This window comes from Frigoribacterium sp. PhB107 (assembly GCF_003751515.1).
Classification (GTDB): Bacteria; Actinomycetota; Actinomycetes; order Actinomycetales; family Microbacteriaceae; genus Frigoribacterium.
The window spans coordinates 790,841-816,454 of record NZ_RJKU01000001.1; the positions used below are offsets into that span (position 1 = coordinate 790,841).

Genomic DNA, 25,614 nt, shown 5'->3' on the forward strand with positions numbered 1-25,614 from the left:
GCGCCTGTCCTGTGTCCCCCATCTGGACCACCCGGCTCGTCACCCGTTCGAGGGCCGAGACCATCCGGCGACCACCCCACGGACCCGGAAATGGTGGGCGGATCTCCTTAGGCTCGTCACAGGGGCCTCGTCTGGGTGCCCCACGCATGTCCCCCGGCGCTGGGCTAGGGCGATGAGCACTGTCGCTCCATCTCCTACAGAAAGCACCAGGTACGTGATCACCAAGTTCTCTTGGCGTCGCGCGCTAGCCGTTCCGGCTGCGCTCTCGCTCGCCCTCGGTGGGGTCCTCCTCACCTCCACCGCCGCCTCCGCCGCTGTCGGCGACCTCGTCGTCACGAGCCCTGCGGAGGGGGCGACCACGACCTCCCGTGACGTGGACATCGTGGGCTCGGCCGTCGCCGGCTCGTCGATCCGTGTCTTCAGCGACACGACTCGCACCACCCTCCTCGGCTCGGCGACGACCGACCGCACCACCGGTGCCTTCACCGTCGACCTGCCTGCCTACGCGGAGACCGTGTCCTCGCGACAGAGCGTCTTCGTCGACGGCATCGCCGGCGGCAGCGGCTTCTCGGACGCCAAGACGGTGGCCTTCCGCCTCCCCATCTCGAAGTTCCTCACCGTCGCGACCCCGACGGAGGCCCAGGTGCTCGACACGCGCACCGTCACCTTCTCGGGCACCGCGTCCGAGGGCTCGACGGTCGTCGTGAGCAACGCCTCGGGCGAGCTCGGACGCCAGAACCTCGGCAACGCCACGTCGTACGCGATCACGTACACCTACGCCGACACGTCGGCGGCGGCCCAGTCGGTCACCGTGAACGGCACCCTCGGCGGCAGCGGCATCACCCCCGTGACCCGTGCGTTCTCGATCCCGGCGCCCGTCGTCGCGCCGGCCGCCGCCAAGGTGGTCGCACTCGACAGCCCCGTCGCGGGCTCCACGACCGCGAGCCGCACCGTGACGTTCTCGGGCACGGCGCCCGTCGGCTCCACGGTCGTCGTGAACGGCCCGACCGGTGAGCTCGGCCGTCAGAACCTCGGCAGCGGCTCGACCTGGTCGATCGTCGTCACCTACTCCGACACCGCCCCCGTCGCGCAGACCGTCACGGTCAGCGGCTTCGTCGGCGGCAGCGGCTTCGACAACACCGTGACGCGTGCCTTCACCCTGCCCGCCGTCGCGGCCGTCCCGGTCACCCCGACCGTGCTCGCCCCTCCGGTCATCACCTCGCCGATCCCCGACCAGGTCATCGTCGGTTCCGACGTCGTCATCTCGGGCACCGGCACGCCGGGCGACAACATCGCCTACGTGGTCTTCCCCAAGGGCCAGACGCCTGAGTCGTCCGCTGCCTTCGACGAGGCCATCGCCGACGAGAGCATCGTCGTCGACGCGGCCGGCAACTGGACCACCACCCTGCGCAACGTCGAGGCCGGCAGCTTCACCGTCGTCGCCTTCGCGTTCACGGTCGACGCCGACGGCGTCCTGACCGGCATCTCCGGCGATTCGAACTCGGTCGACTTCAGCGTCGTCGCCGCCACCGCGGTCGCCGCTGCCGTCACCCCCGTCCGTGCCCCGGGCGGCCTCGCCTACACCGGCTCGGACGACCAGGGCCTCGCGATCGGCCTGGGCGCTGCCCTGACCCTCGCCGGCGCCGGCCTCGCCGTCGCGGCTCGTCGCCGTGCGCGCCTCGCCCCCTTGTCGGTCACCGACTCGGAGTAGCACCGCACCACGCACACGGAGAAGGCCCCTGACCGCACGGTCGGGGGCCTTCCTCGTGTTCTGGCACCGCGCCTCCTGCGGGCTGCCCTGCGGTGTGCAGCGGGCCGTGCGCCCACGGAACGACGAAGGCCCCCTCCCGAGATGGGAGGGGGCCTTCGACGCCGCGACGACGGAACAGAGTGTGACAACGACCCGGTGGTGGAGATGGGGGGAATTGAACCCCCGTCCATCGCTGAGATTGCACGCATTCTACGGGCGTAGCCAGATGAGACGTTCTGCTCGGCCCCGACCTTCGCTACTGGCTTCTAGGTCGACGAGCCCAGCCCGAGTGAAAGTCCCGCGTGACCCTCAGGCGTAGTCACGCAGCAAGCCCTCTAGATGACGTCAGGCTCTGGTTAGAAGGCGGTCACCAGACTGACGGACTCCATGTGGCTCTACTGCTTACGCAGCGAGAGCGAAGTCAGTGCGCTTGTTATTGGCACTTATTGTTTTCCAGAGATCGTTAACGAGATAACCCTGGATCCTCGGCCCGCTTCTCGTTCGCACACAGGCGATGTCGAAACCGATCATCCCCGTGAGGGGGCCGTTGTCACACTCTGTTGATCTGTGAAGAACCGTTGTCGCTGTGGACGAGTCTACTCCGCCGGGCGGGACGGTTCTACTCGCCCAGGTGCTTCCGGGCCGACATCGCCGACTGCGCCTCACGGGTCGCCGTGCGCTCGCGCAGGGTCTGCCGCTTGTCGTACTCGCGCTTGCCCTTGGCGACCGCGATCTCGACCTTCGCCCGGCCGTCGCTGAAGTAGATCTTGAGGGGGATGACCGTGAAGCCGCCCTCCTTCGTCTTCTGCCCGATCTTGACGATCTGCTGCTTGTGCAGCAGCAGTTTGCGCTTGCGCCGGGGCGCGTGGTTGTTCCAGGTGCCCTCGGTGTACTCGGGGATGTGCACCGCGTCGAGCCAGGCCTCGCCGGCATCGACGAAGGCGTAGCCGTCGACGAGCGACGCACGCCCCTGCCGCAGCGACTTGACCTCGGTGCCGCTCAGCACGATGCCCGCCTCGTAGGTGTCCTCGATCAGGTAGTCGTGGCGCGCCCGACGGTTGGTGGCCACGACCTTCTCGCCGCGTTCTTTCGCCACGCTGTGCCTCCGGTCGTTCGTGTGGTGGTCTGCCCGCGATCAGGCAGCCTGTCAGTCTACACAGCCCGACGACGAAGGAGGCGCGGTGCAGGCTGACCTGCACCGCGCCTCCTTCGAGGACCCGCTCGTCGGGACGTCGCGGCCCTCGGCGTCGCTAGACCTTGAGGTAGCGCTTGATGGCGACGTTGGCCGACAGCGCCGCCAGGGCGATGCCGATCACGACCACCACCGGCACGACGATCGCCGTCTCGCGCAGCCCGATGAACGGCGTCGACGCGAAGGTCGTCACGAGATAGCCCTTGACGAAGAAGTTGACGATCACGATCAGGGCGCCGCCCGCCAGCACCGAGCCCACCAACGCGGCGATCACGCCCTCGAGGATGAACGGGGTCTGGATGAACCTGTTCGACGCGCCCACCAGCCGCATGATGCCGAGCTCTCGCCGTCGGCTGAAGGCGCTGAGGCGGATGGTGGTGGCGATCAGCAGCACCGCCGCGATGAGCATCAGCACCGCGATGCCGATGGCCGTGTAGCTCGCGGCGTTGAGCACCGAGAAGATCGGGTCGAGGTAACCCCGTTGGTCGACGACGCTCTGCACGCCGGCGAGGCTCGAGAGGCTCTCGGTGAGGACGTCCGACTGCGTCGGGTCCTTGAGGTTCACCCAGAACGTCTCGTTGAGGTACGAGGGCTGGACGAACTCGGTCGCGGGGCTGTCCGCGAACTGGGTCGTGAAGCGGTCGTAGGCCTCGTCCTGGGTCTCGAAGTACGACCGGTCGACGAACGGCGCGAGCACCTGGCTGCTGAGCTGGGCCTCGACGCCGTCGATCTGGTCCTGCGTGGCCTTGGCGCCCGTGCAGTTGCCGGTCGTGTCGGTCTCGGTGCAGAGGTAGACGGCCACCTGGGCCTTGTCGTACCAGTAGCCCTTCATCTGGTTGATCTGCAGCTGGAGCAGGGCCGCGGTGCCGACGAAGGTCAGCGAGATGAACGTGACGAGCACGACCGCGACGACCATCGAGACGTTGCGCCGGAGGCCGCTGCCGACCTCGCTGAGGACGAGTCCGAGTCTCATTCGTCCGCTCCCCTCAGGCTGAGGTCTTCGACACCGATGGCCTGGATGGGCACCGCCTGCGTCTGGTAGCCGCCGTGGCGCTCGTCGCGGAGGATGTTGCCCGCCGACAGCTCGATCACGCGGCGCTGCATCTGGTCGACGATGCCGGCGTCGTGCGTCGCCATGATCACGGTGGTGCCGCCGGCGTTGATCCGCTCGAGCAGCGTCATGATGCCGGCGCTGGTCGAGGGGTCGAGGTTTCCCGTCGGCTCGTCGGCCAACAGGATCGAGGGCTTGTTGACGATGGCGCGGGCGATGGCCACGCGCTGCTGCTCGCCGCCGGAGAGCTCGTGCGGCAGGCGCTGCTGCTTTCCCACCAGGCCGACCATCTTCAGGACGTCGGGGACCGCCTCCTGGATGAAGCCCTTGCTCTTGCCGATCACCTGCAGGCTGAAGGCGACGTTGTCGAACACGCTCTTCTGCGGCAGCAGGCGGAAGTCCTGGAAGACCACCCCGAGGTTGCGGCGGAAGTACGGGACCTTGCGGCTCGAGAGCACGCCGAGCTTCTGCCCGAGCACGTGGATCTGGCCCTTGGAGGGCTTCTCCTCCTTGAGCACGAGGCGCAGGAAGCTGGACTTGCCGGAGCCGGAGGCGCCGACGAGGAACACGAACTCGCCCTTGAGGATCTCGAGGGTGACCGAGTTCAGTGCCGGCCGGGGGTTGCCGGAATACACCTTGGTGACTTCATCAAAACGGATCATGACGGGGATCACCCTAAGCGCGGGCTGTTCCGATCGCGGTCGCGACTCGCCCCTCGAACGGGCCTATGGAAGCGCTGGGAGAGCGCGGAGGAGGCGCGGTGCTGTCGCGCACCGCGCCTCCTCCATGACTCCCCCGCGCCTCGTTCGCGCCTGGCTCAGTCGTCGTCGCGCTTGCGCCAGCGGATGCCCGCCGAGATGAAGCCGTCGAGGTCGCCGTCGAACACGTTCGACGGGTTGTTGACCTCGTGCTCGCTCCTCAGGTCTTTCACCATCTGGTACGGCGCGAGGACGTAGCTGCGGATCTGGTCGCCCCAGCTGGCCGTGATGTTGCCGGCGAGCTCTTTCTTCTTCGCGTTCTCCGCCTCCTTCTGCAACAGGAGGAGGCGCGACTGCAGCACGCGCATCGCCGCGGCCCGGTTCTGGATCTGGCTCTTCTCGTTCTGCATCGAGACGACGGTGCCGGTCGGGATGTGGGTGAGGCGGACGGCCGAGTCGGTCGTGTTGACGCTCTGGCCGCCGGGGCCCGACGACCGGAAGACGTCGACGCGGATGTCGTTCTCGGGGATCTCGACCGCCTCCGTCTCCTCCATCAGCGGGATGACCTCGACCGCGGCGAAGCTCGTCTGGCGCTTGCCTGCGGCGCCGAAGGGGCTCATCCGGACGAGGCGGTGCGTGCCGGCCTCGACGCTGAGGGTGCCGAAGGCGTAGGGCGCGTCGATCTCGAAGGTCGCGCTCTTGATGCCGGCCTCCTCGGCGTAGCTCGTGTCCATCACCGTGGCCGCCATGCCGTGCTTCTCGGCGTAGCGCAGGTACATGCGGAGCAGCATCTCGGCGAAGTCGGCCGCGTCGACGCCGCCGGCCCCCGCACGGATGGTGATGACCGCGGGCCGCGGGTCGTACTCGCCGTCGAGGAGCGTCTGCACCTCGAGCGTGTCCATCATCTTCTGCAGGGCCTTGAGCTCGACCTGTGCCTCGTCGGCGGACTCCTGGTCGTCGCCGTCGTTGGCCATCTCGACCAGGACGCCGAGGTCGTCGAGGCGCTGCTCGGTGGTCTCGAGCTTCTCGAGCTCGGCCTGGCGGTGGCTGAGCGCGCTCGTGATCTTCTGCGCGTTCTCCGTGTCGTCCCAGAGGTCGGGCGCCGACGCCTGCTCGCTGAGCTGGGCGATCTCGGCGACGAGACGGTCTTGCCCGATCACGGCCCGGATGTCCTCGAACGTGGCCCGGAGGGCGGCAATCTGCTCAGAGAAGTCCAGTGCGATCATGGTGGTCGAGCTTACCGGGGTCGCGCGACGCCGGCCTCGCGGAGCGCGACGTCGGCGAGGCGGCGGACCACGGCCGGGTCGCCCGCCCGCCACGACGCGACGGGGTCGGGCGAGACGGCGAGCGCCGCGCGGGCGTCCCGGCCGGTGAGGGCACGCAGGGCGAGCAGGTCCTCTCCCCCGGGCAGCGCGAGCAGCCCGCGCACCGAGGAGGCGCGGCGCACGAACGCGACGCGCCCGCGCAGCCACGCCCACAGCACCACGGTGCTCGGCAGCCCGCCGACCAGCAGCCCGGCCACGAGCGCGGCGCGCGCCACGTCGTCCTGCTGCTGGCGGCCCGCGTCGACGAGCGTCTGGCCGGCTCCGGCCGCCCCGTCGAACGGTGCGGACGCGGCGCCGCCCAGCAGCGGGATGCCGCCCAGGACGCGCGAGGCGTCGTCCATCGTCCCCTGGAAGCCGGTGCCCGCCTCCTCGATCTGGCGCCCCAGCTCGGCGAGGCCGCCGACGAAGGCGGCGACCGCGAGCCCGAGCGCCACGAACACCACGACGAGCCCGACCGCGACGACGTCGCCGGCGACCTGACGAGCACGGACGGCGTTCGACGCCGAGTAGATCTGCATCGCCCCAGTCTGCTGCCCTCCCTCCTGTTCGCGACCATGTGACGCGTCGGAGGCATCAGGACTCCGCTCATCCCTCGAAAGCGTCATCCAGATCGGCGGAGGTGCGCGCGGACCCGGGAGATGAGCTCCACGGCGGCTCTGCCGACCAGATCGTCGTCGCTCACCAGGACCACCCGCCAGCCGGCGTCCTCGAAGCGCTCTCGCCTGCGGAGATCCCGCCGCCACGTCTCGCGGTCGAGGCGGTGGTGGTCTCCCTGGAACTCGAGGGCGAGCTTCGCCCCCTCGTAGCTCAGGTCCGGCTTGCCGAGGTACGAGCCGTCAGCGCCGAACTTCTTCAGGTTGACGTCCGGCTCAGGCAGGCCCGCCCTGATGACGAGCAGCCTCAGCGTGGTCTCCCGGCGCGAGTCGACCCGGGGCCTCACGAGCTGCAGGGCATCCCGGAGACGGCCGATTCCCGGGCGACCGCGGGCGTCGGCTGCGGCAGCCGACAGCTCTGCCACGGGGATCCCCCTCGCCACCGGGTGCTGCGACCAGGTCCCTGCGAGTGAGTCGCCGACCTCGACGAGCTCGTCGAGGGACAGCTCGCGAGCCGCCTGGATCATCGCCGCCACGGGCGAGGCCACGGGCAGGTCGCCGAGCAGACGCGGCGCGTCGCTCGGGAACCGGTGCCCGCGGACTCCAGGACGACGGCTCTGCCGGGACTCGACGCAGGCGACATGCAGTGGCTCCGTGGCGAGTCGATGCGGGAGGGGGACGTCCCAGAGCGCCAGAGCCGTCACGTGCGCGAACGACTCGTCGTCCCGGAGGACGGGGAGGAGTTCGAGGCACCGTTCCACGAGGAGCGACGGTTGCGTGTCCGCGGTCGTCCGCACGCCGCGATGCGGCGACGACAGGTCTCGCGCCTGCAGTCGATCGGCGGAGACGCCTGCACGGCGGGCGGCGGACGTCGAGAACGGGCGCCTCACGAGCTCGGGCGGAAGGGGACGGCGTCGCATGACGCGAGGATCCACCTCGTGCGCGTCGCCGTCGACGGCACGTCGACCGCCCTGTGGGCGAACGCTCTGCCCCGTCTCCTGTGCGCGACCCACGGCAGCACATCGATGTGACGCCACGGAGGAGTGCTCGGGCGGCGCACCCCCTCGACGCGTCACATCGTTCGGGCGCGGGCGCGGGCGCGGGCGCGCGCGCGCGCGCGCGCTGCGCGCGCTAGCGGGCGAAGGTCGCGGGCGCGTGCGCGGCGTAGCCGGCGCGGGTCGCGCGGGCGACTGCGCCCGGCAGCGCGGCGAGCAGAGCGTCGACGTCGGCCTCCGTGCTCGTGTGCCCGACCGTCATGCGGAGCGCGCCCCGCGCCTCCTCGTCGGTGAGGCCCATCGCGAGCAGGACGTGCGACGCCTCGGGGATGCCCGCCTGGCAGGCGGACCCCGTCGACACCGCGACGCCGGCCGCGTCGAGGAGGAACAGCAGCGAGTCGCCCTCGCAGCCGGGGAACGTGAAGTGCGCGTTGCCGGGGAGGCGGTCGACCGGATCGCCGCGCAGCACCGCCGACGGGACGGCGGCCTGCACCCCCGCGACCAGGCGGTCGCGCAGCGGCTCGTAGGCGTGGTGCGGCTGCTCGGCGGCGACGGCGAAGGCGACCGCGGCCGGGCCGTCCTGGGTGCCCGAGCGCACCTGGCGCTGCTGGCCGCCCCCGTGGATCAGCGGCTCGACGGTCGCCGTGCGGGCGAGCACGAGGGCGCCGATGCCGATCGGACCGCCGATCTTGTGCGCGGACACGCTCAGGGCGGCGAGGCCGCTCGAGCGGAAGTCGATCGGCACCTGGCCGTACGCGGCCACCGCGTCGCAGTGCACGGGGACGCCGTGGGCGGCGGCGAGCGCCACGACCTCGTCGACGGGCTGCAGCGTGCCGACCTCGTTGTTGGCCCAGAGCAGGCTGACCAGGGCGACGTCGTCGTGCTCGTCGAGGGCCGCGGCGAGCGCGTCGACCCGCAGCCGGCCGTGCTCGTCGAGCGGGAGCCAGGTGACGACGGCGCCGTCGTGCCGCTCGAGCCACTCGACCGCGTCGACGGTGGCGTGGTGCTCGCCGGCGGGCACGAGGAGGCGCGGGCGCGGCCGGTCGGCCTGCCTCGCCCACCAGAGGCCCTTGACCCCGAGGTTCACGGACTCGGTGCCGCCGGAGGTGAAGACGACCTCGATCGGCTCGCAGCCGAGGGAGGCGGCGACGCGCTCGCGTGCCTCCTCCAGCACGCGCTTGGCGCCCTGGCCGGCGGAGTGGATCGACGAGGGGTTGCCGACCGTGCCGAGGGCCGCGGCGTACGCGGCGATCGCCGCGGGGTGCATCGGCGTCGTCGCCGCGTGGTCGAGGTAGACGACGATGGGGGCGCCTCCTGTCGGTCGGTCGTTCGGTCGGCGCGAGGGCCGTGCCGACCCTCGTCGCGGGCCCGTGTCGGCCCTCATCTACTGTAGGTCTCGTGCACGACATCGACCCCTTCGCCGACCTCGGAGTGCGCCAGGGGCCGGACGGGCCGACGCTCCGCGTCTTCTCGTCTTCCGCCGAGCGCCTCGAGGTCGTGATCGACGACGCGCCGCACGACCGGGTCGTCCCCCTGACCTGCGACGAGCACGACGTGTGGAGCGCGACCGACGCGGCGCTGACGCCGGGCCGGCGCTACTGGCTCCGCGTCGACGGGGCCGACCATGCCGACGGGACGGCGGGCGACACGGCCCATGCCGACGGCGTCGAACCGCCCGCCCTGCTCGACCCCTATGCCCGCGGCCTCGGCCGGACAGGCCGCGGCGAGCACCGCACCACCGTGATCGACGAGTCGTTCGACTGGGGCGGCATCGAGAAGCCGCGCACCCCGCTCGACCGGGTCGTGGTCTACGAGGCCCACGTCCGAGGCCTGACGAGGCTCGCCCCGTTCGTGCCCGACGAGCTGCGCGGCACCTACGCCGGGCTCGCCGCCGACACGACCATCGCCTACCTGAAGGGCCTCGGCGTCACCGCCCTCCAGCTGCTGCCGGTGCACCAGCACGTCGACGAGCAGCGCCTCGTCGCGCAGGGCCTCGAGAACTACTGGGGCTACAACACGCTGTCCTACTTCGCGCCGCACGCCGCCTATGCGAGCCGCGACGCCCAGCTGGCGGGCGCCTCCGCCGTCGTGCGCGAGTTCAAGGGCATGGTCCGGCTGCTGCACGAGGCGGGCATCGAGGTCTGGCTCGACGTCGTCTACAACCACACCGCAGAAGAGGGCGAGGACGGCGGGCCCGTCACGAGCCTCCGCGGCCTCGACTCGACCGCCTACTACCGGCACGACTCCGAGGGCCGCCCCGTCGACGTCACCGGCTGCGGCAACTCGCTCGACACGAGCCACCCTGCCGCGCACCGCCTCGTGCTGGACTCGCTGCGCTACTGGGCGAACGAGATGCAGATCGACGGCTTCCGCTTCGACCTCGCCGCGACGCTCGGCCGCGACGCGGGCCACGTCTTCGACCCCGAGCACCCGCTGCTGCACGACATCGTCTCCGACCCGGCCCTGGCGGGCGTCAAGATGGTCGCCGAGCCGTGGGACGTCGGCGCCGGCGGATGGCAGACCGGCGCGTTCCCCGACGGGTGGATCGAGTGGAACGACCGGTTCCGCAACCGGGCCCGCGACTTCTGGCTGACCGACGTCTCGACCGCCAGGGCGCAGGGCACTCCCCCGACCGGCGTCGGCAGCTTCGCCTCGAAGCTGAGCGGGTCGAGCAACGTCTTCGCGCACGACCGCGGGCCGCTCGCCGGGCTCAACTTCGTCACCGCTCACGACGGCTTCACCCTGCTCGACCTCGTCTCGCACGACGCCAAGCACAACCTGAGCAACGGCGAGCAGAACCGCGACGGCACCGACGACAACCGCTCGTTCAACCACGGCGTCGAGGGCCACAGCGACAACCCGTGGATCAGCGACGCGCGACGCCGCTCGATGCGGAACCTGCTGGGGACCCTCTTCGTCTCGGCGGGAGTGCCCATGCTGACGGCCGGTGACGAGCGCGGCCGCACCCAGCGCGGCAACAACAACGGCTACTGCACGGACAGCGAGCTGACCTGGGTCGACTGGGCGACGCAGCCCTGGCAGCAGGGAATCCACGACGACGTGGCCGCGCTCGCGCGGATCCGCCGGGAGAACCCCGCGCTGCGTCCGATCCGCTTCGGCCTCGAGGGCGCCTGCACCCTCAGCGCCAACGACATCACCTGGGCCGACGCGTCCGGCGCCGAGATGCGGCAGGACGAGTGGGAGGACCCGGACGTCCGCACCCTGCAGTACGTGGCACGGTCGACACCCGAGCACGAGGCCCCGAACACGGTGCTCGTGCTGGTGCACGGAGCCGAGTCGTCGGCGTCCGTGCGGCTCGCCCCCGCCGAGGGCGTCGCCGGCTGGGAGCCGCTCTGGTCGAGCGACGACTCCGCCGAGCTGCACCCCCTCGAGCCGGGCGACGAGGTGCTGGTGTCGGGCCCCACGGTCGTGATCTTCCGGGCCGTGCCATGAGCGAAGGCCGCAGCAGCGGCAGCCGCGGCAGCAGCCACCGCGCGCCGTCGGGCGCCGGCACCCCGGCGACGGTCGCCCTGACCGCGGCGGGCGTCCCGTTCACGGCGCACGCCTACGAGCACCACGACACCGCGACGAACTTCGGCGAGGAGGCGGCGGCCGAGCTGGGCCTGTCGGAGGACCGCGTGTTCAAGACGCTCGTGGCCTCTGCCGACGACGAGCTCGTCGTGGCGGTCGTGCCGGTCGCCCGGCGGCTCGACCTCAAGGCACTCGCCGCCGCGGTCGGCGCGAAGAAGGCCCGGCTCGCCGACCCTGCCGTGGCCGAGCGGCGGACCGGCTACGTCGTGGGCGGCATCAGCCCGGTGGGGCAGCGCACGACGCTGGCGACCGTCGTCGACGCGAGCGCCGCCTCATTCGACAGCGTCTTCGTCAGCGCCGGGAGGCGCGGGCTCGACCTCGAGATCGCCCCCGACGACCTGGTGCGCGCCACCGGGGCGCGGCTGTTGCCGGTCGCCCGCGACTGACCTGGCCACCGTGACCGACCCGGCCAGCATGACGGACCCCACGACCCTCTGGGCCGTCGTGGCCGTCGCCGCGGCGCTGCTCGCGCTCAACGGCGTGACCGTCCTCGTCTACGCGCTCGACAAGCGGGCCGCCCGGCGAGGGGCCCGTCGGGTGCCCGAGCGCACGCTGCTGACGCTCGGCCTCGCCGGAGGCTGGCCGGGCGCGATCGTGGCGCAGCGGCGGCTGCGGCACAAGAACCGCAAGCGGTCGTTCCAATCGTCGTTCCGGCTGACGATCGCGCTCAACCTCGCGATCGTCGTGGTCGCGGTGCTCGTCGTCCGCCTGCTCGCCGGCTGAGTCCGCGGGGCACGGCGATCAGGGCGAGCGGGGGCCGCTGCCGGCGACCGGACCGGTTCGGGCCGGGTCCGGGCGCGCTGCAGCAGCGTCCCGTGACGGCACCCACGGCGATCGACCGGGGTGACGGCAGGACGGTGCCCGTCGTGCTGACGAGCGTGTCGAGGGCGCCGGGCTCTCGGGGCGGATCGCACCCCGGGCGGGCAGGCCGCGTCGACAGATCCGACTGTACTGGTCCCCCTGATGGCGGACAAGACAATTCGATGCGATCGCATCCACCCAGTTGAGGGGCCAGGGGGTTCGTCGCCGGCTGGGCGTCGCACTCCAGCCGGCCGCCCCCGCCGTCCCCGAGGGAGGCGGTACGCGGGGCCTCCAGACCGGGTAGCGTCGCCCCCGTGGCGACAGCATACGAACCCAGAGTCGGGCGGATCCCCGTCACGGCGCTCTCCCCGACCACCCCCGACCGGGACTTCCCGACGAAGGCCTTCGCCGGAGAGGTCGTGCCCTTCGGCGCGACCGTCTTCCGCGAGGGGCACGACGTCGTCGGCGCCGACCTGGTCCTGACCGACCCCTCCGGGTCCGAGTCCCGGCACCCGCTCGTCGCGGGCCTGCCCGGCACCGACCGCTGGACGACGGAGGTGCAGCTCGAGACGGAGGGCGACTGGACCTGGCAGGTCGAGGCGTACACCGACGACTGGGCGACCTGGCTGCACACCGCCGAGATCAAGGTCCCGGCCGAGCTGGACGTCGAGGTCACCTTCGCGCTCGGCAGCCGCCTCCTCGCCGCCGCCGCCCCCGGCTACCCCGACACGACCCTCGTGCGGGACGCCGCGAAGGCCCTCGCCAACGAGGCGCTCTCGCCCGGCTCGCGACTCCGCGTCGCGACCGACGCGCGCCTCGCCGCCGTCTTCGCCGCGAAGCCGATGGCCAGCCTGGTCACGCGCAGCGCCCCCGAGGAGCTGCGCGTCGAGCGCAGCCGCGCCGCGGTCGGCAGCTGGTACGAGTTCTTCCCCCGCAGCGAGGGCGCCAAGAAGCTGCCCGACGGCACGTGGAAGAGCGGGACGTTCCGCACCGCCGCCCGCCGCCTCCCCGCCATCTCGCGGATGGGCTTCGACGTGCTCTACATCCCGCCCGTGCACCCCATCGGCACGACGTTCCGCAAGGGGCCGAACAACACGCTCACCGCCGGGCCGAACGACCCGGGCTCGCCCTACGCGATCGGCTCGCCCGACGGCGGCCACGACGCGGTGCACCCCGACCTCGGCACGCTCGCCGACTTCCGCTGGTTCGTCGACACCGCCAAGAACACGGGCCTCGAGCTGGCGCTCGACCTGGCTCTGCAGTGCTCGCCCGACCACCCGTGGGTCACCGAGCACCCCGAGTGGTTCACGACGCTGCCCGACGGCACGATCGCCTACGCCGAGAACCCGCCGAAGAAGTACCAGGACATCTACCCCCTGAACTTCGACAACGACTACGAGGGCGTCAGCCGCGAGGTGCTGCGCATCGTGCGGCACTGGATCGAGCTCGGCGTCACGATCTTCCGCGTCGACAACCCGCACACGAAGCCGGTCCGCTTCTGGGAGTGGCTGCTGCACGAGGTGCGCGAGACGAACCCCGAGGTGGTGTTCCTCTCCGAGGCCTTCACCAAGCCGGCCATGATGCAGGCGCTCGCCCGCGTCGGCTTCCACCAGTCGTACACGTACTTCACCTGGCGCAACGAGAAGTGGGAGCTCGAGGAGTACCTCGACGAGCTGTCGAAGGAGACGAGCGCCTGGCTGCGCCCGAACCTGTTCGTCAACACCCACGACATCCTCACCCCCTACCTGCAGTACGGCGGTCGACCGGCGTACAAGGTGCGGGCCGCGATCGCCGCGACGGCGTCGCCGACCTGGGGCGTCTACTCGGGCTACGAGCTCTTCGAGGACGTCGCCCGTCCGGGCTCGGAAGAGAACATCGACAACGAGAAGTACGAGTACAAGCCGCGCGACTGGGCCGGCGCGGAGGCGGAGGGCGCGACCCTCGCCCCCTACCTGACCCAGCTCAACCGCATCCGCAGCTCGCACCCGGCCCTCCGCCAGCTCCGCAACCTCGACCTGCACTCGAGCGACGACGACGCCGTCCTCGTCTACTCGAAGTACCTGTCGCGGGCGCACACGCGCAGCGGCCGCGCCGACGCGATCATCGTCGTCGCCAACGTCGACCCCCACTCGGCCCGCGAGACCACCGTGCACCTCGACGTGACGAAGTTCGGGCTCGTGCCCGGCGGCACGTACACGGTCCGCGACCTCATCACCGGCCAGTCGTGGACCTGGGGCGACGACAACTACGTGCGCCTCGACGCCTTCGTCGAGCCCGTGCACGTGCTGTCCGTCGACCTCACCCGAGCGCCGTAGGAAGGCGACCCACCATGAGCATCTTCTCCCGCCACGGCTCCTCCCGAGACGACGACCGCCGCGAGCCCGTCCAGCCCGAGCCTGCAGCCGCAGAGCCCGTCGTCGCCGAGCCGGTCGCACCCGAGCACGCCGCTGCCGAGCCCGTCGCCGCCGAGCCGGTCACCTCGGTGCCCGACGAGAACGACCCGCCCGTCACGGCCGAGCCCCCGCTCCCCGCGGAGGAGCCGGCAACGAACCACGAGCCCGACGAGCTGTCCAAGAGCCACGAGCCCGACGAGCTGTCCACGAGCGCCGAGCCCGACGAGCCGTCCACCGCCGACGACCCCGACGAGCCGTCGGACCCGGCGGAGGCCGACGAGCCGCTCCTGGCCTCGCCCGTGCCCGCCCCGGTCCCGACCGAGGAGCGCCCCGTCCTCGACCTCGGACCGGCGAGCCCGGCCGAGCCGGCCGAGCCAGCCGATGAGCGCACGCTCATGCACGAGGACCCGACTCCTCCCGACGTGCGCCGCGAGCCCACAGCGTCGGCCCCGCAGCTCCCCGTGCTCGACGACGCCGAGGTGCTGGCCGCGGCCGAGGGCCGCCACACCCACCCGCACGCCGTCCTCGGCGAGCACACCGTCGACGGGGTCACGGTCGTGCGCGTCGTCCGTCCGCTCGCCGGCTCCGTCAGCGTGACGGGCGCCTCCGGCGAGGCCGTCGTCCTCGAGCACCACGCGTACGGGCTGTGGCAGGGCGTCGCCCCGGCGCCGCTCGGCGGCTACCAGGTGACCGCCGAGTACGACGGAGGCGCCCCCTGGGTCGCCGACGACCCGTACCGGTTCTCCCCCACCGTCGGCGACCTCGACCTCTACCTCTTCGGCGAGGGCCGTCACGAGCAGCTCTGGACCGTGCTGGGCAGCCACGTGCGCGAGCACGAGGGCGTCCGCGGCACCTCCTTCGCCGTCTGGGCCCCGCACGCGCAGGCGGTCCGCGTCGTCGGCGACCTGAACGGCTGGTGGGGCGACCGTCACGCGATGCGCCGCCTGGACGACAACGGCGTGTGGGAGCTGTTCGTCCCCGGCGTCGACCAGGGCTCGTACAAGTACCAGATCCTCACGCCCGACGGCGAGTGGGTCGAGCGGGCCGACCCGATGGCCCGACGCGCCGAGGTCCCCCCGGCCACCGCCTCCGTCATCACCGAGGCCGGTCACGACTGGGGCGACGACGCCTGGCTCGAGCGCCGTGCGGCGAGCGACCAGCACGCCGGCCCGATGAGCGTCTACGAGCTGCACGTCGGCTCGTGGAAGCCCGGCCTCGGGTTCCGCGAGCTGGCCGACCCGCTCGTCGACTACGTCACCGCGCTCGGCTTCACGCACGTCGAGTTCATGCCGCTCGCCCAGCACCCGTTCGGCGGCTCGTGGGGCTACCAGGTCACCGGCTACTACGCGCCGCAGAGCACCTGGGGCTCCCCCGACGACCTGCGCTACCTGATCGACCGGCTGCACCAGGCCGGCATCGGCGTGATCGTCGACTGGGTTCCCGGCCACTTCCCGAAGGACGAGTGGGCGCTCGGCCGCTTCGACGGCCGCAGCGTCTACGAGCACTCCGACCCGCGTCGTGGCGAGCAGCCCGACTGGGGCACCTACGTCTTCAACTTCGGCGACTCGCAGGTGCGGAACTTCCTGGTCGCGAACGCGCTGTACTGGTTCGAGGAGTTCCACGTCGACGGCCTCCGCGTCGACGCCGTCGCCTCGATGCTGTACCTCGACTACAGCCGGAACGACGGCGAGTGGCTGCCGAACGAGCACGGGGGCCGCGAGGCCACCGAGGCGATCTCGTTCCTGCAGGAGACCAACGCCACGGCCTACCGCCGCCACCCCGGCATCGTCATGATCGCCGAGGAGTCGACCAGCTGGCCGGGCGTCTCGCGACCCACCAGCGAGGGCGGCCTCGGCTTCGGCCTCAAGTGGAACATGGGCTGGATGCACGACACCCTCGACTACGTCGAGAAGGACCCGCTGTACCGCTCGTACCACCACGGCGAGATCACCTTCTCGTTCCACTACGCGTGGAGCGAGAACTTCATGCTGCCGATCAGCCACGACGAGGTCGTCTACGGCAAGGGCTCGCTCTTCGAGAAGATGCCCGGCGACGACTGGCAGAAGCGCGCGAACCTCCGTGCGTACCTCGCCTACATGTGGGGGCACCCCGGCAAGCAGCTGCTCTTCATGGGGTCCGAGTTCGGCCAGCCGACGGAGTGGAGCCAGGAGCTCGGCCTCGACTGGTCGGTGCTCGACCGGCCGCAGCACCAGCAGGTCTTCGACCTCGTCAGCCGCCTGAACCAGGTGTACAAGTCCGAGAGCGCACTCTGGGCCCACGACTTCGACACCGAGGGCTTCGAGTGGATCGACGGCGGTGCCGGCGAGCAGAGCGTGGTCGCGTTCCTCCGCAAGTCGGGCTCGGGCGACTCGCTCGCCGTGCTGGCGAACTTCTCCGGCCAGCCGCAGCGCATGCGCTTCGGCCTGCCGGAGGCCGGCACGTGGGACGAGGTGCTGAACACCGACGCGACGATCTACGGCGGCTCGGGCGTCGGCAACTTCGGCGCCGTCACGGCTGTCGACAGCCCGTGGGCCGGGCGTCCCGCCTCCGCGGACGTCCAGCTGCCGCCGCTCGGTGTCGTCTGGCTGAAGCTCCGCCGCTGAGCGGCCGCGTCGCTCCTCCCCCGGGGCGGCGTGCGCGAAGGGCCCCGACGACCTGGTCGTCGGGGCCCTTCGTGCACGCTGCGGATCAGTACAGCAGCATCGTCAACCGACGCCGGGCCGCGGCGACGCGGGGGTCGTCCAGCCCCACGATCTCGAAGTAGTCGAGGAGGCGGGTGCGGGCTGCGTCCTTGCCGGCCGCGTCGAGCGACGGGAAGACCGTCAGCACGCGGTCGAAGGCGTCGTCGACGTGGCCGCCGCTGACGTCGAGGTCGGCCACGGCCAGCTGGGCGTCGACGTCGGTCGGCTCCGCGGCGGCCGCGCCACGGACGTCGGCGATCGTCACGCCCTGCAGGCGGGCGATCAGCGACACCTGGGCGAGGCCAGCGACGGCCAGCTGGTCGCGCGGGTCCTGGGCGATGGCCGTGCGGTAGGCGGTGATCGCCGCGTCGTAGTCGCCCCGGTCGATCGCGTCGTAGGCGTCCTGGTGGTGCGGCGGCAGGGGCTCGGGTTCGGGCGTCTCGCCGTCCTCGGAGGCCGCGGCGCCGTCGACCACGGCCGTCCCGGTGACGCCGTTCTGAGCGGCCAGCTCGAGCACCTGCTCGAACACGTCGCGCACCTGAGCCTCGGGCAGCGCGCCCACGAACAGCTGCACGGGCCGACCACCGATGACGGCAGCCACCGCGGGGATCGACTGCGCCTGGAACGCCTCGGTCAGCTGGGGGTTCGCGTCGACGTCGACCTTGACGAGCAGCAGGCGGCCCGCGTACTCGGCCACGAGCTTGTCGAGGACGGGCGAGAGCTGCTTGCACGGCCCGCACCACTCGGCCCAGAGGTCGACGATCACGGGGACCGTGTTGCTCAGCTCGAGCACCTGGGAGAAGGTCGCGTCGGTCGCGTCGACGACGAGCGCGGGGACCGCGACGGCGGCGCCCGGGGCGCCGGCAGGCTGGCCGGGTGCCGTCGGCTGCGCAGGAGCGCCAGCGGCGGACGGTGCGGGCCGGTTGACGAGGGACGACAGGTCGACCGCCCCTCGGAGGCCGGCGGGGACGGGGGGAAGGCCGGTCACGGCAGCTCCTTCGCTTGGATGAGTGCCTGGCTGAAGCCGAGCAGGACGATCTTGTCGTCGCTGCCCACGGGAGGCACCTGGAACAACAACTGGACACCGTAGGTCGCCTCGATGCCCTTCTTGGACGTGTCGAGGCCGAGCAGGGACTTGACGACGCCCTGCGGCTCGACGCTCGCGCCCTCGGCGGTCGGCTTGACCGTCTCGACCTCGTTCAGCGCCACCGAGACGAGCGCCCCGGCGTCGTTCGTCGCGAAGGCCACCGCGTCGTCCTCGACGGGGGTCGACGAGAACTCGATGGAGGCGGTGGTCGGCAGGGCCGTCCGCTTCGCGTCCTTGTAGGCCTTGCCGATCTTGTCCCGCAGCGTGTCGCCCTCGCCCTGGAACTGCGGTGCCCACTGGCTCTCGTCGCCGTTGCGGAGGATGTCGCCGTAGGCCTCGGCGAGCTGGTCCGGCCGCAGGGTGAGGAGCTTGACGTCCGGTGCGAGCCTCGCGGCCCCGATGGTGGCGGGCGCGACCGTCGGCAGGGTGGCCTGCGCCTCCAGCGACTGGGCGTACTCGACCTTGTACGGGTCGCGAGCCGTCTCCTGGAGCAGCGTCAGGGCGACGGGCGCCTTCGTCGCGTCGGCGTCCTGGACGACCGTGAAGAGGGTGCGCGGCCACGTGTCGGACTGCTGGGGCAGCGTGAGGGTCACGTCGCCGGCGGGGATGGCCAGGGGGCCGGCGGCCGCGGCGTCCTTCGCCCGGATGACGTAGTCGGCCTGGCGCTGCTGGAGCGCGGGACCGGTGAACCGCGTCTCGGCCAGCGCGGCGTCGAGCGCGCCGTCCGCCTGCGCCGCGACCGCCGCGATGCGCTCGACGATCCGCTCAGCCTGGGCGACCGTGACGACCGGGGGCTGCACGCTCGGGGCGTCGTCCTCGGCGTCGGCGCCGTCGGTCGGGGTGGCCGTCGGGGTCGCCGTCGCGGACGAGCTCGCGCCCGCGCCCTCGGCGGGGGCCGGCCAGTAGTCGGCGGAGCAGCCGGCGAGGGCCAGCGAGCCGACGAGGAGGACGGGCACGACGGCGACCGATCGGCGTGTCCGGCCGCGACGCGCGCCGGACGACGCCGAGGCGTCGATCGACTCGGGGGTCCCCGCCTTGAGCGCGCGGCGGCGGGACGGCCGGGAGAGCTTCGGGCGCGAGCCGTCGCTGGAGGTGCGGCGGGGGCCGCGGGTGCGGCGGTGGTGCACGATCGCCCAGATGTAGAGGAGCACGCCGATCAGCAGCGTCAGGAGGCCGCCCACGATCAACGGACCGGCGGTGGGGGTCGCCTGGGAGAGCGGCCAGGTGACCGCGAGGTCCGCAGGGGCCGGCGCGGTCCCGTCCGAGACGACGACGAGCGACACGTCGTCGGGCGCGTCCAGGGAGAAGGTCAGGGGGCTGCCGCTGTACTGGTCGTACCAGAGGTCGGAGTCGGCCGGGTCGGGCACCGCCGTCTCGTCGCCAGCGACCGTGCGGGTCGTCAGCTCGCCCGCGTCCGCGTCCCACTCGACGAGGTTGTAGTCGGCGTCGCCGACCCAGCCGAGCACGTCGGAGGTGCGGCCGGTGGCCGCGAACGCCGTGTCGGCTCCGTCGATCGAGACTGCCTGACGCCCCTCGCGCCCGTGCAGGGCGCTGGCGGGGACGACGGTGACGGTCGCCTCGGAGGAGCTGGTCGACACCGAGGACGAGACGCTCGACGGAGGCGCGAACACCGTGCGCTGGGCGAACCCGAGGGCCACCATCAGCGCCGCGAGCACGACGACGACGACAGCGATGATGAAACGCACGTTGTTTTCTCCCTCCGTGCCGCCATCCCGGTCGGGTGGGAGCGCCGCGGCAGACGCCGACGGAGCTCGCGCGGGCCTGGCCGGGAGGCCGGGCACGGCGGCGGGTATTTAAGACGGCTCAGCGTATCCGACCAGCCTGAGTGCCGCACCTCGGCCTTCGTCGCGGACCGTCACGCCCTCCTCCGGCCGCTAAAATCGTCGCGCCGGGCACGTGAGCAGTGCCCGCCACGGACGCGAGGGAGACACAGTGGCTGCTGACGACACGGAATTCGGGACCGAGCTGCGCGGCTACCGCAAGGACGACGTCGACGCGGCCCTGAGCGACCTCCGTCGCGAGCTGATCAAGGCCAACGCCGACCGTGCCGAGATGGCGGGGTCCGTCAAGCATCTGCAGACGCGCCTCGACGACCTGCAGACGGAGCTCGAGGAGGCCGGGACGCCCACCTACGCCGGCCTGGGCAGCAAGCTCGAGCAGACCCTCCGGCTCGCGGAGGAGCAGGCGACCGCCCTCGTCAGCAAGGCCGACATCGACTCCGAGGAGCTCCGCACCTCGTCGACGAGCGAGGCACGCCGGGTGCTCTCCGACGCCCGGGAGCGCGCCGACGCCCTCCTCGAGGACGCCCGGGGCCGAGCCGCCGCCCAGGTCGCCGAGAGCACCGGCGAGGCCGACCGCTTGGTGGCCAGGGCGCGCGGCGAGGCGCGTTCGCTGCTGCAGGAGGCCCAGCGCGACTCCTCCGCCATGCGGGGCGCCGCAGCCACCGAGTCGGCCGAGAACGTCAGCACGGCACGGCACGAGGTCGCCGCCCTGCACGCGACGGCCGAGCGCGAGGTCGCCGAGCTGCGGGCCCAGGTCGAGCGCGAGGTCGCCGACGCCCGGGACGGCGCCACGGCGCTGGCACGGGACACCGAGCTCGCACGGGCCGAGTTCGTCGCCGAGGACGAGCGCGTGCGCGCCGACCTCGCCCGCGAGTCCGAGACGGTCCGTGCCGAGCTGGCGCGCCTCGACGAGACCACCCGCGCCGATCTCGAGCTCGAGGTCGCCACCCGACGGGACGACCTCGCCCGTGAGGTCGAGGCTGCCCGCGCCGAGCTCGACGACGATGTCGACACCGGCCGTGCGGAGCTCGCGGAGCACGTCGCGGTCACCAGGGCAGAGCTCGACGCGGACGTCGCGCAGACGCGCGCCGCCCTGGAGCGCGAGGTCGAGGAGGCGCGCCTCGCGGTGCGGAGGGAGGTCGAGTCCGCCCGGGCCGACCTCGAACACGAGCTCACGACTGCTCGCGACGCCCTCTCCGCCGAGGTCGCCGCCACCCACGAGCGCCTCGAGCGCGAGGTGCAGCAGCAACGGGACCGGCTCGAGCGCGAGGCGGGCGAGGCACGGGCCGTCGTCGAGGCCGAGACGGTCAACGCGAGGGCCGACCTCGACGCCGAGGTGGCCGAGAGCCAGGCGCAGCTCGTCGACGACGAGGAGGCGCAGCGCGTGCGCCTCGCAGCCGAGGCCGCGACCCAGCAGGCGAGGCTCGTCGCCGACCGCGAGACCGCCGTCGCCGAGCTCGCCCGGGAGCTCGAGGAGCGCCGCAGCGACGCGGAGGTCGAGCTGCGCACCCGACGCGACGAGGCCGAGCGCGAGCTGGTGCAGCGGCACCACGCCGCGGTGGCCGAGACGCAGGGCTACCTCGACGACGCCGCGGGCCAGCTCGAGGAGGCGCGGCAGCGCGCCGTCGAGACGCGACGCGAGGCGGACGAGCTGGAGCGCACGTCGCACGAGCACGCCCGCACGGTCCGGTCCGAGGCCGACGCCACGGCCCACGACGTCCTGACGAACGCGGAGCAGCGCGCCGCGAGCCTGGTCGACGACGCCGAGCGCCGGTCAGCCGAGCTCACGGACGACGCCGAGCGCCGGCTCGCCGAGATCCGGGAGGAACGCGACGCCGTCGCGGGGTACCTCGAGAACCTGCGCGCCGTGTTGGCCCCGCAGGCACAGGGTGCGTCAGAGTAGGCAGTCGGTGGCGTCGAGCTGAACGGCGCACCGGTCGTCGACAGGAGCCGCCCGCGTGAAGATCCACGATCCGTTCCGCCTCGGGCTGCTGGCGGGCCTCGGCGTCATCGCCGCCCTCGTCATCGGGGGTGCCCTCAGCGAGCTGTCGACGATCCTCACCTACGTGGGGGCCGCGATCTTCATCGCCCTGGGCCTCGACCCCGTCGTGTCGTGGCTGGAGAACCGCTCGGTGCCGCGCTGGCTCGCCATCGTCATCGTCTTCACGGTCGCGATCGGCGCCTTCGTCGGGGTGGTCTTCGCGATCGTGCCCGTCATCGTCAGCCAGGCCACCGCCCTGATCACGAACCTCGTCACGTACCTGCAGAGCGTCACCACGCAGGAGTTCGTCGACAACCTCCAGGCGCTCGTCCCCCAGAACTTCTTCGACGTCCAGCAGGCACTCGACTCGGTCCTGGACTTCCTCACGAACCCCGACAACGTCGTCACCATCGGCGGCGGCGTGCTGGCCGTCGGCGTGGCCATCGGCAACGGGGTCTTCGCCACGGTCGTCGTGGTCATCCTCGTGCTCTACTTCACCTCGTCGATCAACACCTTCAAGGCCGGCATCTACCAGCTCGTCCCTGCGTCCAAGCGCGTGCGGTTCGCCGACATCGCCGAGCAGATCAGCCAGTCGGTGGGCCGGTACGTGATCGGCCAGTTCACGCTCGCCGCCATCAACGGCGTCCTCAGCTTCGTGTTCCTCAGCTCCATCGGGGCGCAGCAGCCGGCGGTCTTCGCCTTCATCGCGTTCCTCGGCTCGATCATCCCGCTCGTCGGCACCATCAGCGGGTCGGCCGTCATCGTGCTCGCGCAGATCGTGCTGCTGCCGGACTCCCCCGCGACCTGGGTCACCGCCGCCATCTGGTACCTCGTCTACATGCAGGTCGAGGCCTACGTCCTCAGCCCTCGCATCATGCGCCGTGCGGTCAAGGTCCCGGGAGTCGTCGTCGTCATCGCCGCGCTCACCGGCGGCACCCTGCTGGGCGTGCTCGGGGCGCTGATCGCCATCCCGGTCGCCGCCTCGATCCTCCTGATCATCCGGCAGGTCGTCGTGCCCCGGCAGGACGCCCGCTGAGGGCAGGACCCGCCGCAGACGAGCCGCAGGCGGGGCTCCCCTAGGAGGCGGCCTGCTGGCCCTCCGAGGGAGGCCACGTGGTCGGCAGCGGGAGCGCACCGGGCGCCACGCGCCGCACGATCTCGTCGAGCACCCTCGACGTCTGCTTCTCGCCCACCCAGAGGTGCTTGCCGCCCTCGACCGCGACGACCTCGGCGCGGGGCACGGCGGCGAACCGTGCCCGCGCCTCCTCGGGCTGCAGGTAGTCGTCGTGCTCGGGGACGACGGCGACGATCGGCACCTCGGAGTCGTTCCAGGCCGCGAGCTCGGCGTCCGTCGTGCGGTGCAGGGGCGGGGAGAGCAGGAGGAGCCCCGCGACGTCGACGCCGCGGCCGTGCTTGAGCGCGACCTCGGTGCCGAACGACCAGCCGAGCAGCCACGGCGTGGGCAGGCCGGCGCCCCGGACGAGGGCGACGGCCGCCGTCAGGTCGGCTGCCTCGGCCTCGCCCTCGCCGAACGCCCCCTCGGAACGCCCCCGGGGCGACGAGACGCCGCGGAAGTTGAAGCGGAGGACGGCGACGTCGGCCAGCGCCGGCAGCCGGGCCGCGGCCTTCCGGATCACGTGCGAGTCCATGAACCCGCCGGCCGTCGGGAGGGGGTGCAGCGTGACCAGGGTGGCGACCGGGTCGCGGTCGAGCGGCAGTGCGAGCTCGCCCACCAGCGTGAGCCCGTCCGCCGTGCGGAGCTCGACGTCGGAGCGGCGGGCCGGGAGCTCGACGCCGCCGCGGACGTCCACGGGAGAGGCAGAGGCAGAGGCAGAGGCAGAGGCAGAGGGCAGGGTCACGAGATCCTCCAGCAGTGGGTGTGCCAGTGTCGGCGCGAGGCGAGGTCGTCCTGCTCGCCGAAGAGCCCGTCGGCACGCCAGACGACGAGGTGGGGCGTGCCCGGGGAGACCGTCAGGGCACAGCCGGGGCAGGTGTAGTCCTTGACCGCCGAGGAGGCCGACACCGACTGGACGACGAACTCACGCCCGCGTCGCGTCTCGGTCCGTGGTCCCCCGAAGAGGGAGCGTGCGAGATCGCGCTCGTCGCGGACTTCTTCTGTACGGTTCCGCTCCGCTCGGTCGCGCGGACGACGCGGTCGGTTGCTGCGGGGCATGCCCTCCAGCGTAGCCGGACGGCCAGCGGCCTGGACTCAGCGGTGCTGGCTCAGTACCAGCCGACGGACTTCGAGTGGCCCCACGCACCGCACGGCGTCGCGTAGCGACCCTGGATGTAGCCGAGGCCCCAGGTGATCTGCGTGGCAGGGTTGGTCTGCCAGTCGGCACCGGCCGAGGCCATCTTGCTGCCCGGCAGGGCCTGCGGGATGCCGTGCGCCCCGCTGGACTTGTTGTGGGCGTTGATGTTCCAGCCCGACTCCTTGTTCCACAACGAGACCAGGCAGTCGTACTCGCCGGTGCCCCAGCCGCGTGCGGCCACCATCTCGGCGGCGATGGCCTTCGCCGTGCCCGGGTCGGGGACGCCCGCCACGGGCGCCGCGCTGGACGACGGTGCCTTCTTGGCGGTGCCGGAGACGGCATCGGCCGCAGGCTCGTCAGCCGAGGCCTCTTCGACCACCGGTGCGGGCGGCGGCGGGGGCGGCGGCAGGGTGACGCCGTACTGGTCACGGTCAGCAGCCAGGACGACGCCGGCGCCCACGACGAACGACTGGCCCGGTGCCACCAACGCGGCGGCCCCTCCCACGCTCGTCGTCGCCGCCTCGGCACCCGACAGCGGGTTCACGAGAGAGGCGGAGAGGAAGGCGAAGGTCGCGGCGAAGCCGACCAGCGGCAGCGCATAGCGGTGTCCGACCGAGGCACGAGGCGCAGGGGCCGGCCGTGACGCAGGAGGCGCGACGAGCGAGGCGGGGACGCGACGCCTCTCGATCGTGCGGGGTCGACTGACGACCAGCCGCTGCTCGGAGAGAGAGTGGCCCGTGGTCGCGTTCGCTGAGTGCCTGCCCATGAGTTCGTCCAGGGTAACGGATCCGTCACGGATCGGCCAGGGCCCTCCCTGGCGCGTCGTGGACGGCCAGGTCGCCGAGCCCCGCGGGACCTCCGTCAGCGGACGGCGAGCATGACGTCGACCACGGCATCGAGGAGCACGTCCACCTGGGCCTCGCGGTACCCCCCGCGCCGGGCGCGGAAGACTGATCCCCGGACGTCGTCGATGCTGAGGGCCTTGCCGTCGGTGAAGTAGCCCTGCAGTCGCCGCGCCAGACGGTCCACGTCCTTCGGGTGGTAGCCGATGGTCAGCACGCTGACGCGGTCGAACCGGTGACCCACCGGGCGGTCGAGCCTGGCCACGATCTCCTCGGCCGCGCTGCGCGCCTCGCCGTACCAGCCCTCGTCGCCCGCGGTGGTCACTGCCCGGTCACGCTCGCGGCTCGCGAAGGCGTCCTCCAGGCGCTCGAGCGCCTGGTCCACGTGCGCCGGGGAGTAGCCGCCCTTCCGCATCGCGAACGCGGTCCGGCGGATGCGAGCCGAGTCGACCGGCGACGCCGCCTCGGCACCGCCCGTGTAGGCGGCTCGCGCCTCGGCGAGGAACGCCTCGACCTCGGACACGTCGTAGCCGCGCTGGCCCTTGGGCACCGTGGGGAAAGTTGAGCTCACGCTGTCCAT

The 25,614-nt window shown here is 72.2% G+C and carries 21 protein-coding genes and 1 other RNA gene; 8 read left to right on the top strand and 14 right to left on the bottom strand.

Features of this window, described 5'->3' with window-relative positions:
* Positions 1-214 precede the first annotated feature (214 nt).
* Positions 215-1,711, top strand: coding sequence for a hypothetical protein (locus EDF18_RS03555; RefSeq protein WP_123546409.1), 1,497 nt, complete (start codon positions 215-217; stop codon positions 1,709-1,711).
* Between the two features lie 196 nt (positions 1,712-1,907).
* Here EDF18_RS03555 and ssrA read toward each other — a convergent pair.
* The 8 genes from ssrA to EDF18_RS03600 all read right to left on the bottom strand — a co-directional run bounded on the left by ssrA (position 1,908) and on the right by EDF18_RS03600 (position 8,907).
* Positions 1,908-2,285: a transfer-messenger RNA gene (gene ssrA, locus EDF18_RS03560) on the bottom strand.
* A gap of 84 nt (positions 2,286-2,369) precedes the next feature.
* Positions 2,370-2,846 carry an SsrA-binding protein SmpB gene (smpB, locus tag EDF18_RS03565; RefSeq protein ID WP_123546410.1) on the bottom strand — a complete coding sequence of 159 codons (477 nt, stop codon included), beginning with the start codon at positions 2,844-2,846 and terminating at the stop codon, positions 2,370-2,372.
* Positions 2,847-3,000: 154 nt separating this feature from the next.
* A complete protein-coding gene (ftsX, locus tag EDF18_RS03570; RefSeq protein WP_123546411.1) occupies positions 3,001-3,915 on the bottom strand; it encodes a permease-like cell division protein FtsX in 915 nt (304 codons plus the stop codon).
* A complete protein-coding gene (ftsE, locus tag EDF18_RS03575; protein WP_123547268.1) occupies positions 3,912-4,655 on the bottom strand; it encodes a cell division ATP-binding protein FtsE in 744 nt (247 codons plus the stop codon). The genes ftsX and ftsE overlap by 4 nt, the downstream gene beginning before the upstream one ends.
* 155 nt (positions 4,656-4,810) lie before the next feature.
* Positions 4,811-5,917 (bottom strand): peptide chain release factor 2, encoded by a 1,107-nt coding sequence (gene prfB, locus EDF18_RS03580; RefSeq protein ID WP_123546412.1) that lies wholly within the window; start codon positions 5,915-5,917, stop codon positions 4,811-4,813.
* 11 nt (positions 5,918-5,928) lie between these two features.
* Complete coding sequence (locus tag EDF18_RS03585; RefSeq protein WP_123546413.1) at positions 5,929-6,534, bottom strand: hypothetical protein; 606 nt, start codon at positions 6,532-6,534, stop codon at positions 5,929-5,931.
* An 83-nt stretch (positions 6,535-6,617) separates the two neighbouring features.
* Positions 6,618-7,370, bottom strand: coding sequence for a hypothetical protein (locus EDF18_RS03590; protein WP_148050032.1), 753 nt, complete (start codon positions 7,368-7,370; stop codon positions 6,618-6,620).
* Between the two features lie 370 nt (positions 7,371-7,740).
* A complete protein-coding gene (locus tag EDF18_RS03600) occupies positions 7,741-8,907 on the bottom strand; it encodes a cysteine desulfurase family protein (RefSeq protein WP_123547269.1) in 1,167 nt (388 codons plus the stop codon).
* Between the two features lie 95 nt (positions 8,908-9,002).
* Between EDF18_RS03600 and glgX the strand changes: the two genes are divergently transcribed.
* The 5 genes from glgX (at position 9,003) to glgB (ending at position 16,992) form a co-directional block, all read left to right on the top strand.
* The gene (gene glgX / locus EDF18_RS03605; RefSeq protein WP_123546416.1) at positions 9,003-11,057 is read left to right on the top strand and encodes a glycogen debranching protein GlgX; all 2,055 of its coding nucleotides are present in this window, start codon (positions 9,003-9,005) and stop codon (positions 11,055-11,057) included.
* Positions 11,054-11,581, top strand: a complete 528-nt coding sequence (gene ybaK, locus EDF18_RS03610) for a Cys-tRNA(Pro) deacylase (protein WP_123546417.1) — start codon at positions 11,054-11,056, stop codon at positions 11,579-11,581. The genes glgX and ybaK overlap by 4 nt, the downstream gene beginning before the upstream one ends.
* Positions 11,582-11,609: 28 nt before the next feature.
* Entirely contained in the window at positions 11,610-11,918 is a 309-nt protein-coding gene (locus tag EDF18_RS03615) for a DUF1294 domain-containing protein (protein ID WP_123546418.1), read from the top strand.
* Positions 11,919-12,310: 392 nt separating this feature from the next.
* On the top strand, positions 12,311-14,311 hold the full coding sequence (locus EDF18_RS03620) for an alpha-1,4-glucan--maltose-1-phosphate maltosyltransferase (protein ID WP_123546419.1): 2,001 nt from the start codon (positions 12,311-12,313) through the stop codon (positions 14,309-14,311).
* Positions 14,312-14,784: 473 nt separating this feature from the next.
* Entirely contained in the window at positions 14,785-16,992 is a 2,208-nt protein-coding gene (gene glgB / locus EDF18_RS03625) for a 1,4-alpha-glucan branching protein GlgB (protein ID WP_123547270.1), read from the top strand.
* 85 nt (positions 16,993-17,077) lie between these two features.
* Here glgB and EDF18_RS03630 read toward each other — a convergent pair whose 3' ends face one another.
* A complete protein-coding gene (locus EDF18_RS03630; RefSeq protein ID WP_123546420.1) occupies positions 17,078-18,058 on the bottom strand; it encodes a tetratricopeptide repeat protein in 981 nt (326 codons plus the stop codon).
* Positions 18,055-19,863 (bottom strand): hypothetical protein, encoded by a 1,809-nt coding sequence (locus EDF18_RS03635; protein WP_123546421.1) that lies wholly within the window; start codon positions 19,861-19,863, stop codon positions 18,055-18,057. Before EDF18_RS03635 ends, EDF18_RS03630 begins: the two co-directional genes overlap by 4 nt.
* A 247-nt stretch (positions 19,864-20,110) precedes the next feature.
* Here EDF18_RS03635 and EDF18_RS03640 point away from each other — a divergent pair, with 247 nt between their 5' ends.
* A complete protein-coding gene (locus EDF18_RS03640; protein WP_123546422.1) occupies positions 20,111-21,862 on the top strand; it encodes a hypothetical protein in 1,752 nt (583 codons plus the stop codon).
* 55 nt (positions 21,863-21,917) lie between these two features.
* Complete coding sequence (locus EDF18_RS03645) at positions 21,918-22,976, top strand: AI-2E family transporter (protein WP_123546423.1); 1,059 nt, start codon at positions 21,918-21,920, stop codon at positions 22,974-22,976.
* A gap of 40 nt (positions 22,977-23,016) precedes the next feature.
* Here the strand turns inward: EDF18_RS03645 and EDF18_RS03650 are convergent, their stop codons facing one another.
* From EDF18_RS03650 to EDF18_RS03665, 4 genes are all read right to left on the bottom strand, one after another.
* Entirely contained in the window at positions 23,017-23,793 is a 777-nt protein-coding gene (locus tag EDF18_RS03650; protein WP_123547271.1) for an alpha/beta family hydrolase, read from the bottom strand.
* A gap of 2 nt (positions 23,794-23,795) precedes the next feature.
* Positions 23,796-24,113 (bottom strand): hypothetical protein, encoded by a 318-nt coding sequence (locus EDF18_RS03655; RefSeq protein ID WP_123546424.1) that lies wholly within the window; start codon positions 24,111-24,113, stop codon positions 23,796-23,798.
* Between the two features lie 50 nt (positions 24,114-24,163).
* Positions 24,164-24,958, bottom strand: a complete 795-nt coding sequence (locus EDF18_RS16565; RefSeq protein WP_233568967.1) for a lytic transglycosylase domain-containing protein — start codon at positions 24,956-24,958, stop codon at positions 24,164-24,166.
* A gap of 95 nt (positions 24,959-25,053) precedes the next feature.
* Complete coding sequence (locus tag EDF18_RS03665; RefSeq protein WP_123546425.1) at positions 25,054-25,614, bottom strand: DivIVA domain-containing protein; 561 nt, start codon at positions 25,612-25,614, stop codon at positions 25,054-25,056.

Coding starts and splice junctions, on each gene's coding strand:
- ftsX (WP_123546411.1), bottom strand. CDS start 3,915: ATGAGACTCGGACTCGTCCTCAGCGAGGTCGGCAGCGGCCTCCGGCGC.
- ftsE (WP_123547268.1), bottom strand. CDS start 4,655: ATGATCCGTTTTGATGAAGTCACCAAGGTGTATTCCGGCAACCCCCGG.
- prfB (WP_123546412.1), bottom strand. CDS start 5,917: ATGATCGCACTGGACTTCTCTGAGCAGATTGCCGCCCTCCGGGCCACG.
- EDF18_RS03585 (WP_123546413.1), bottom strand. CDS start 6,534: ATGCAGATCTACTCGGCGTCGAACGCCGTCCGTGCTCGTCAGGTCGCC.
- ybaK (WP_123546417.1), top strand. CDS start 11,054: ATGAGCGAAGGCCGCAGCAGCGGCAGCCGCGGCAGCAGCCACCGCGCG.
- EDF18_RS03615 (WP_123546418.1), top strand. CDS start 11,610: ATGACGGACCCCACGACCCTCTGGGCCGTCGTGGCCGTCGCCGCGGCG.
- glgB (WP_123547270.1), top strand. CDS start 14,785: ATGCACGAGGACCCGACTCCTCCCGACGTGCGCCGCGAGCCCACAGCG.
- EDF18_RS03655 (WP_123546424.1), bottom strand. CDS start 24,113: ATGCCCCGCAGCAACCGACCGCGTCGTCCGCGCGACCGAGCGGAGCGG.
- EDF18_RS16565 (WP_233568967.1), bottom strand. CDS start 24,958: ATGGGCAGGCACTCAGCGAACGCGACCACGGGCCACTCTCTCTCCGAG.
- EDF18_RS03665 (WP_123546425.1), bottom strand. CDS start 25,614: ATGGACAGCGTGAGCTCAACTTTCCCCACGGTGCCCAAGGGCCAGCGC.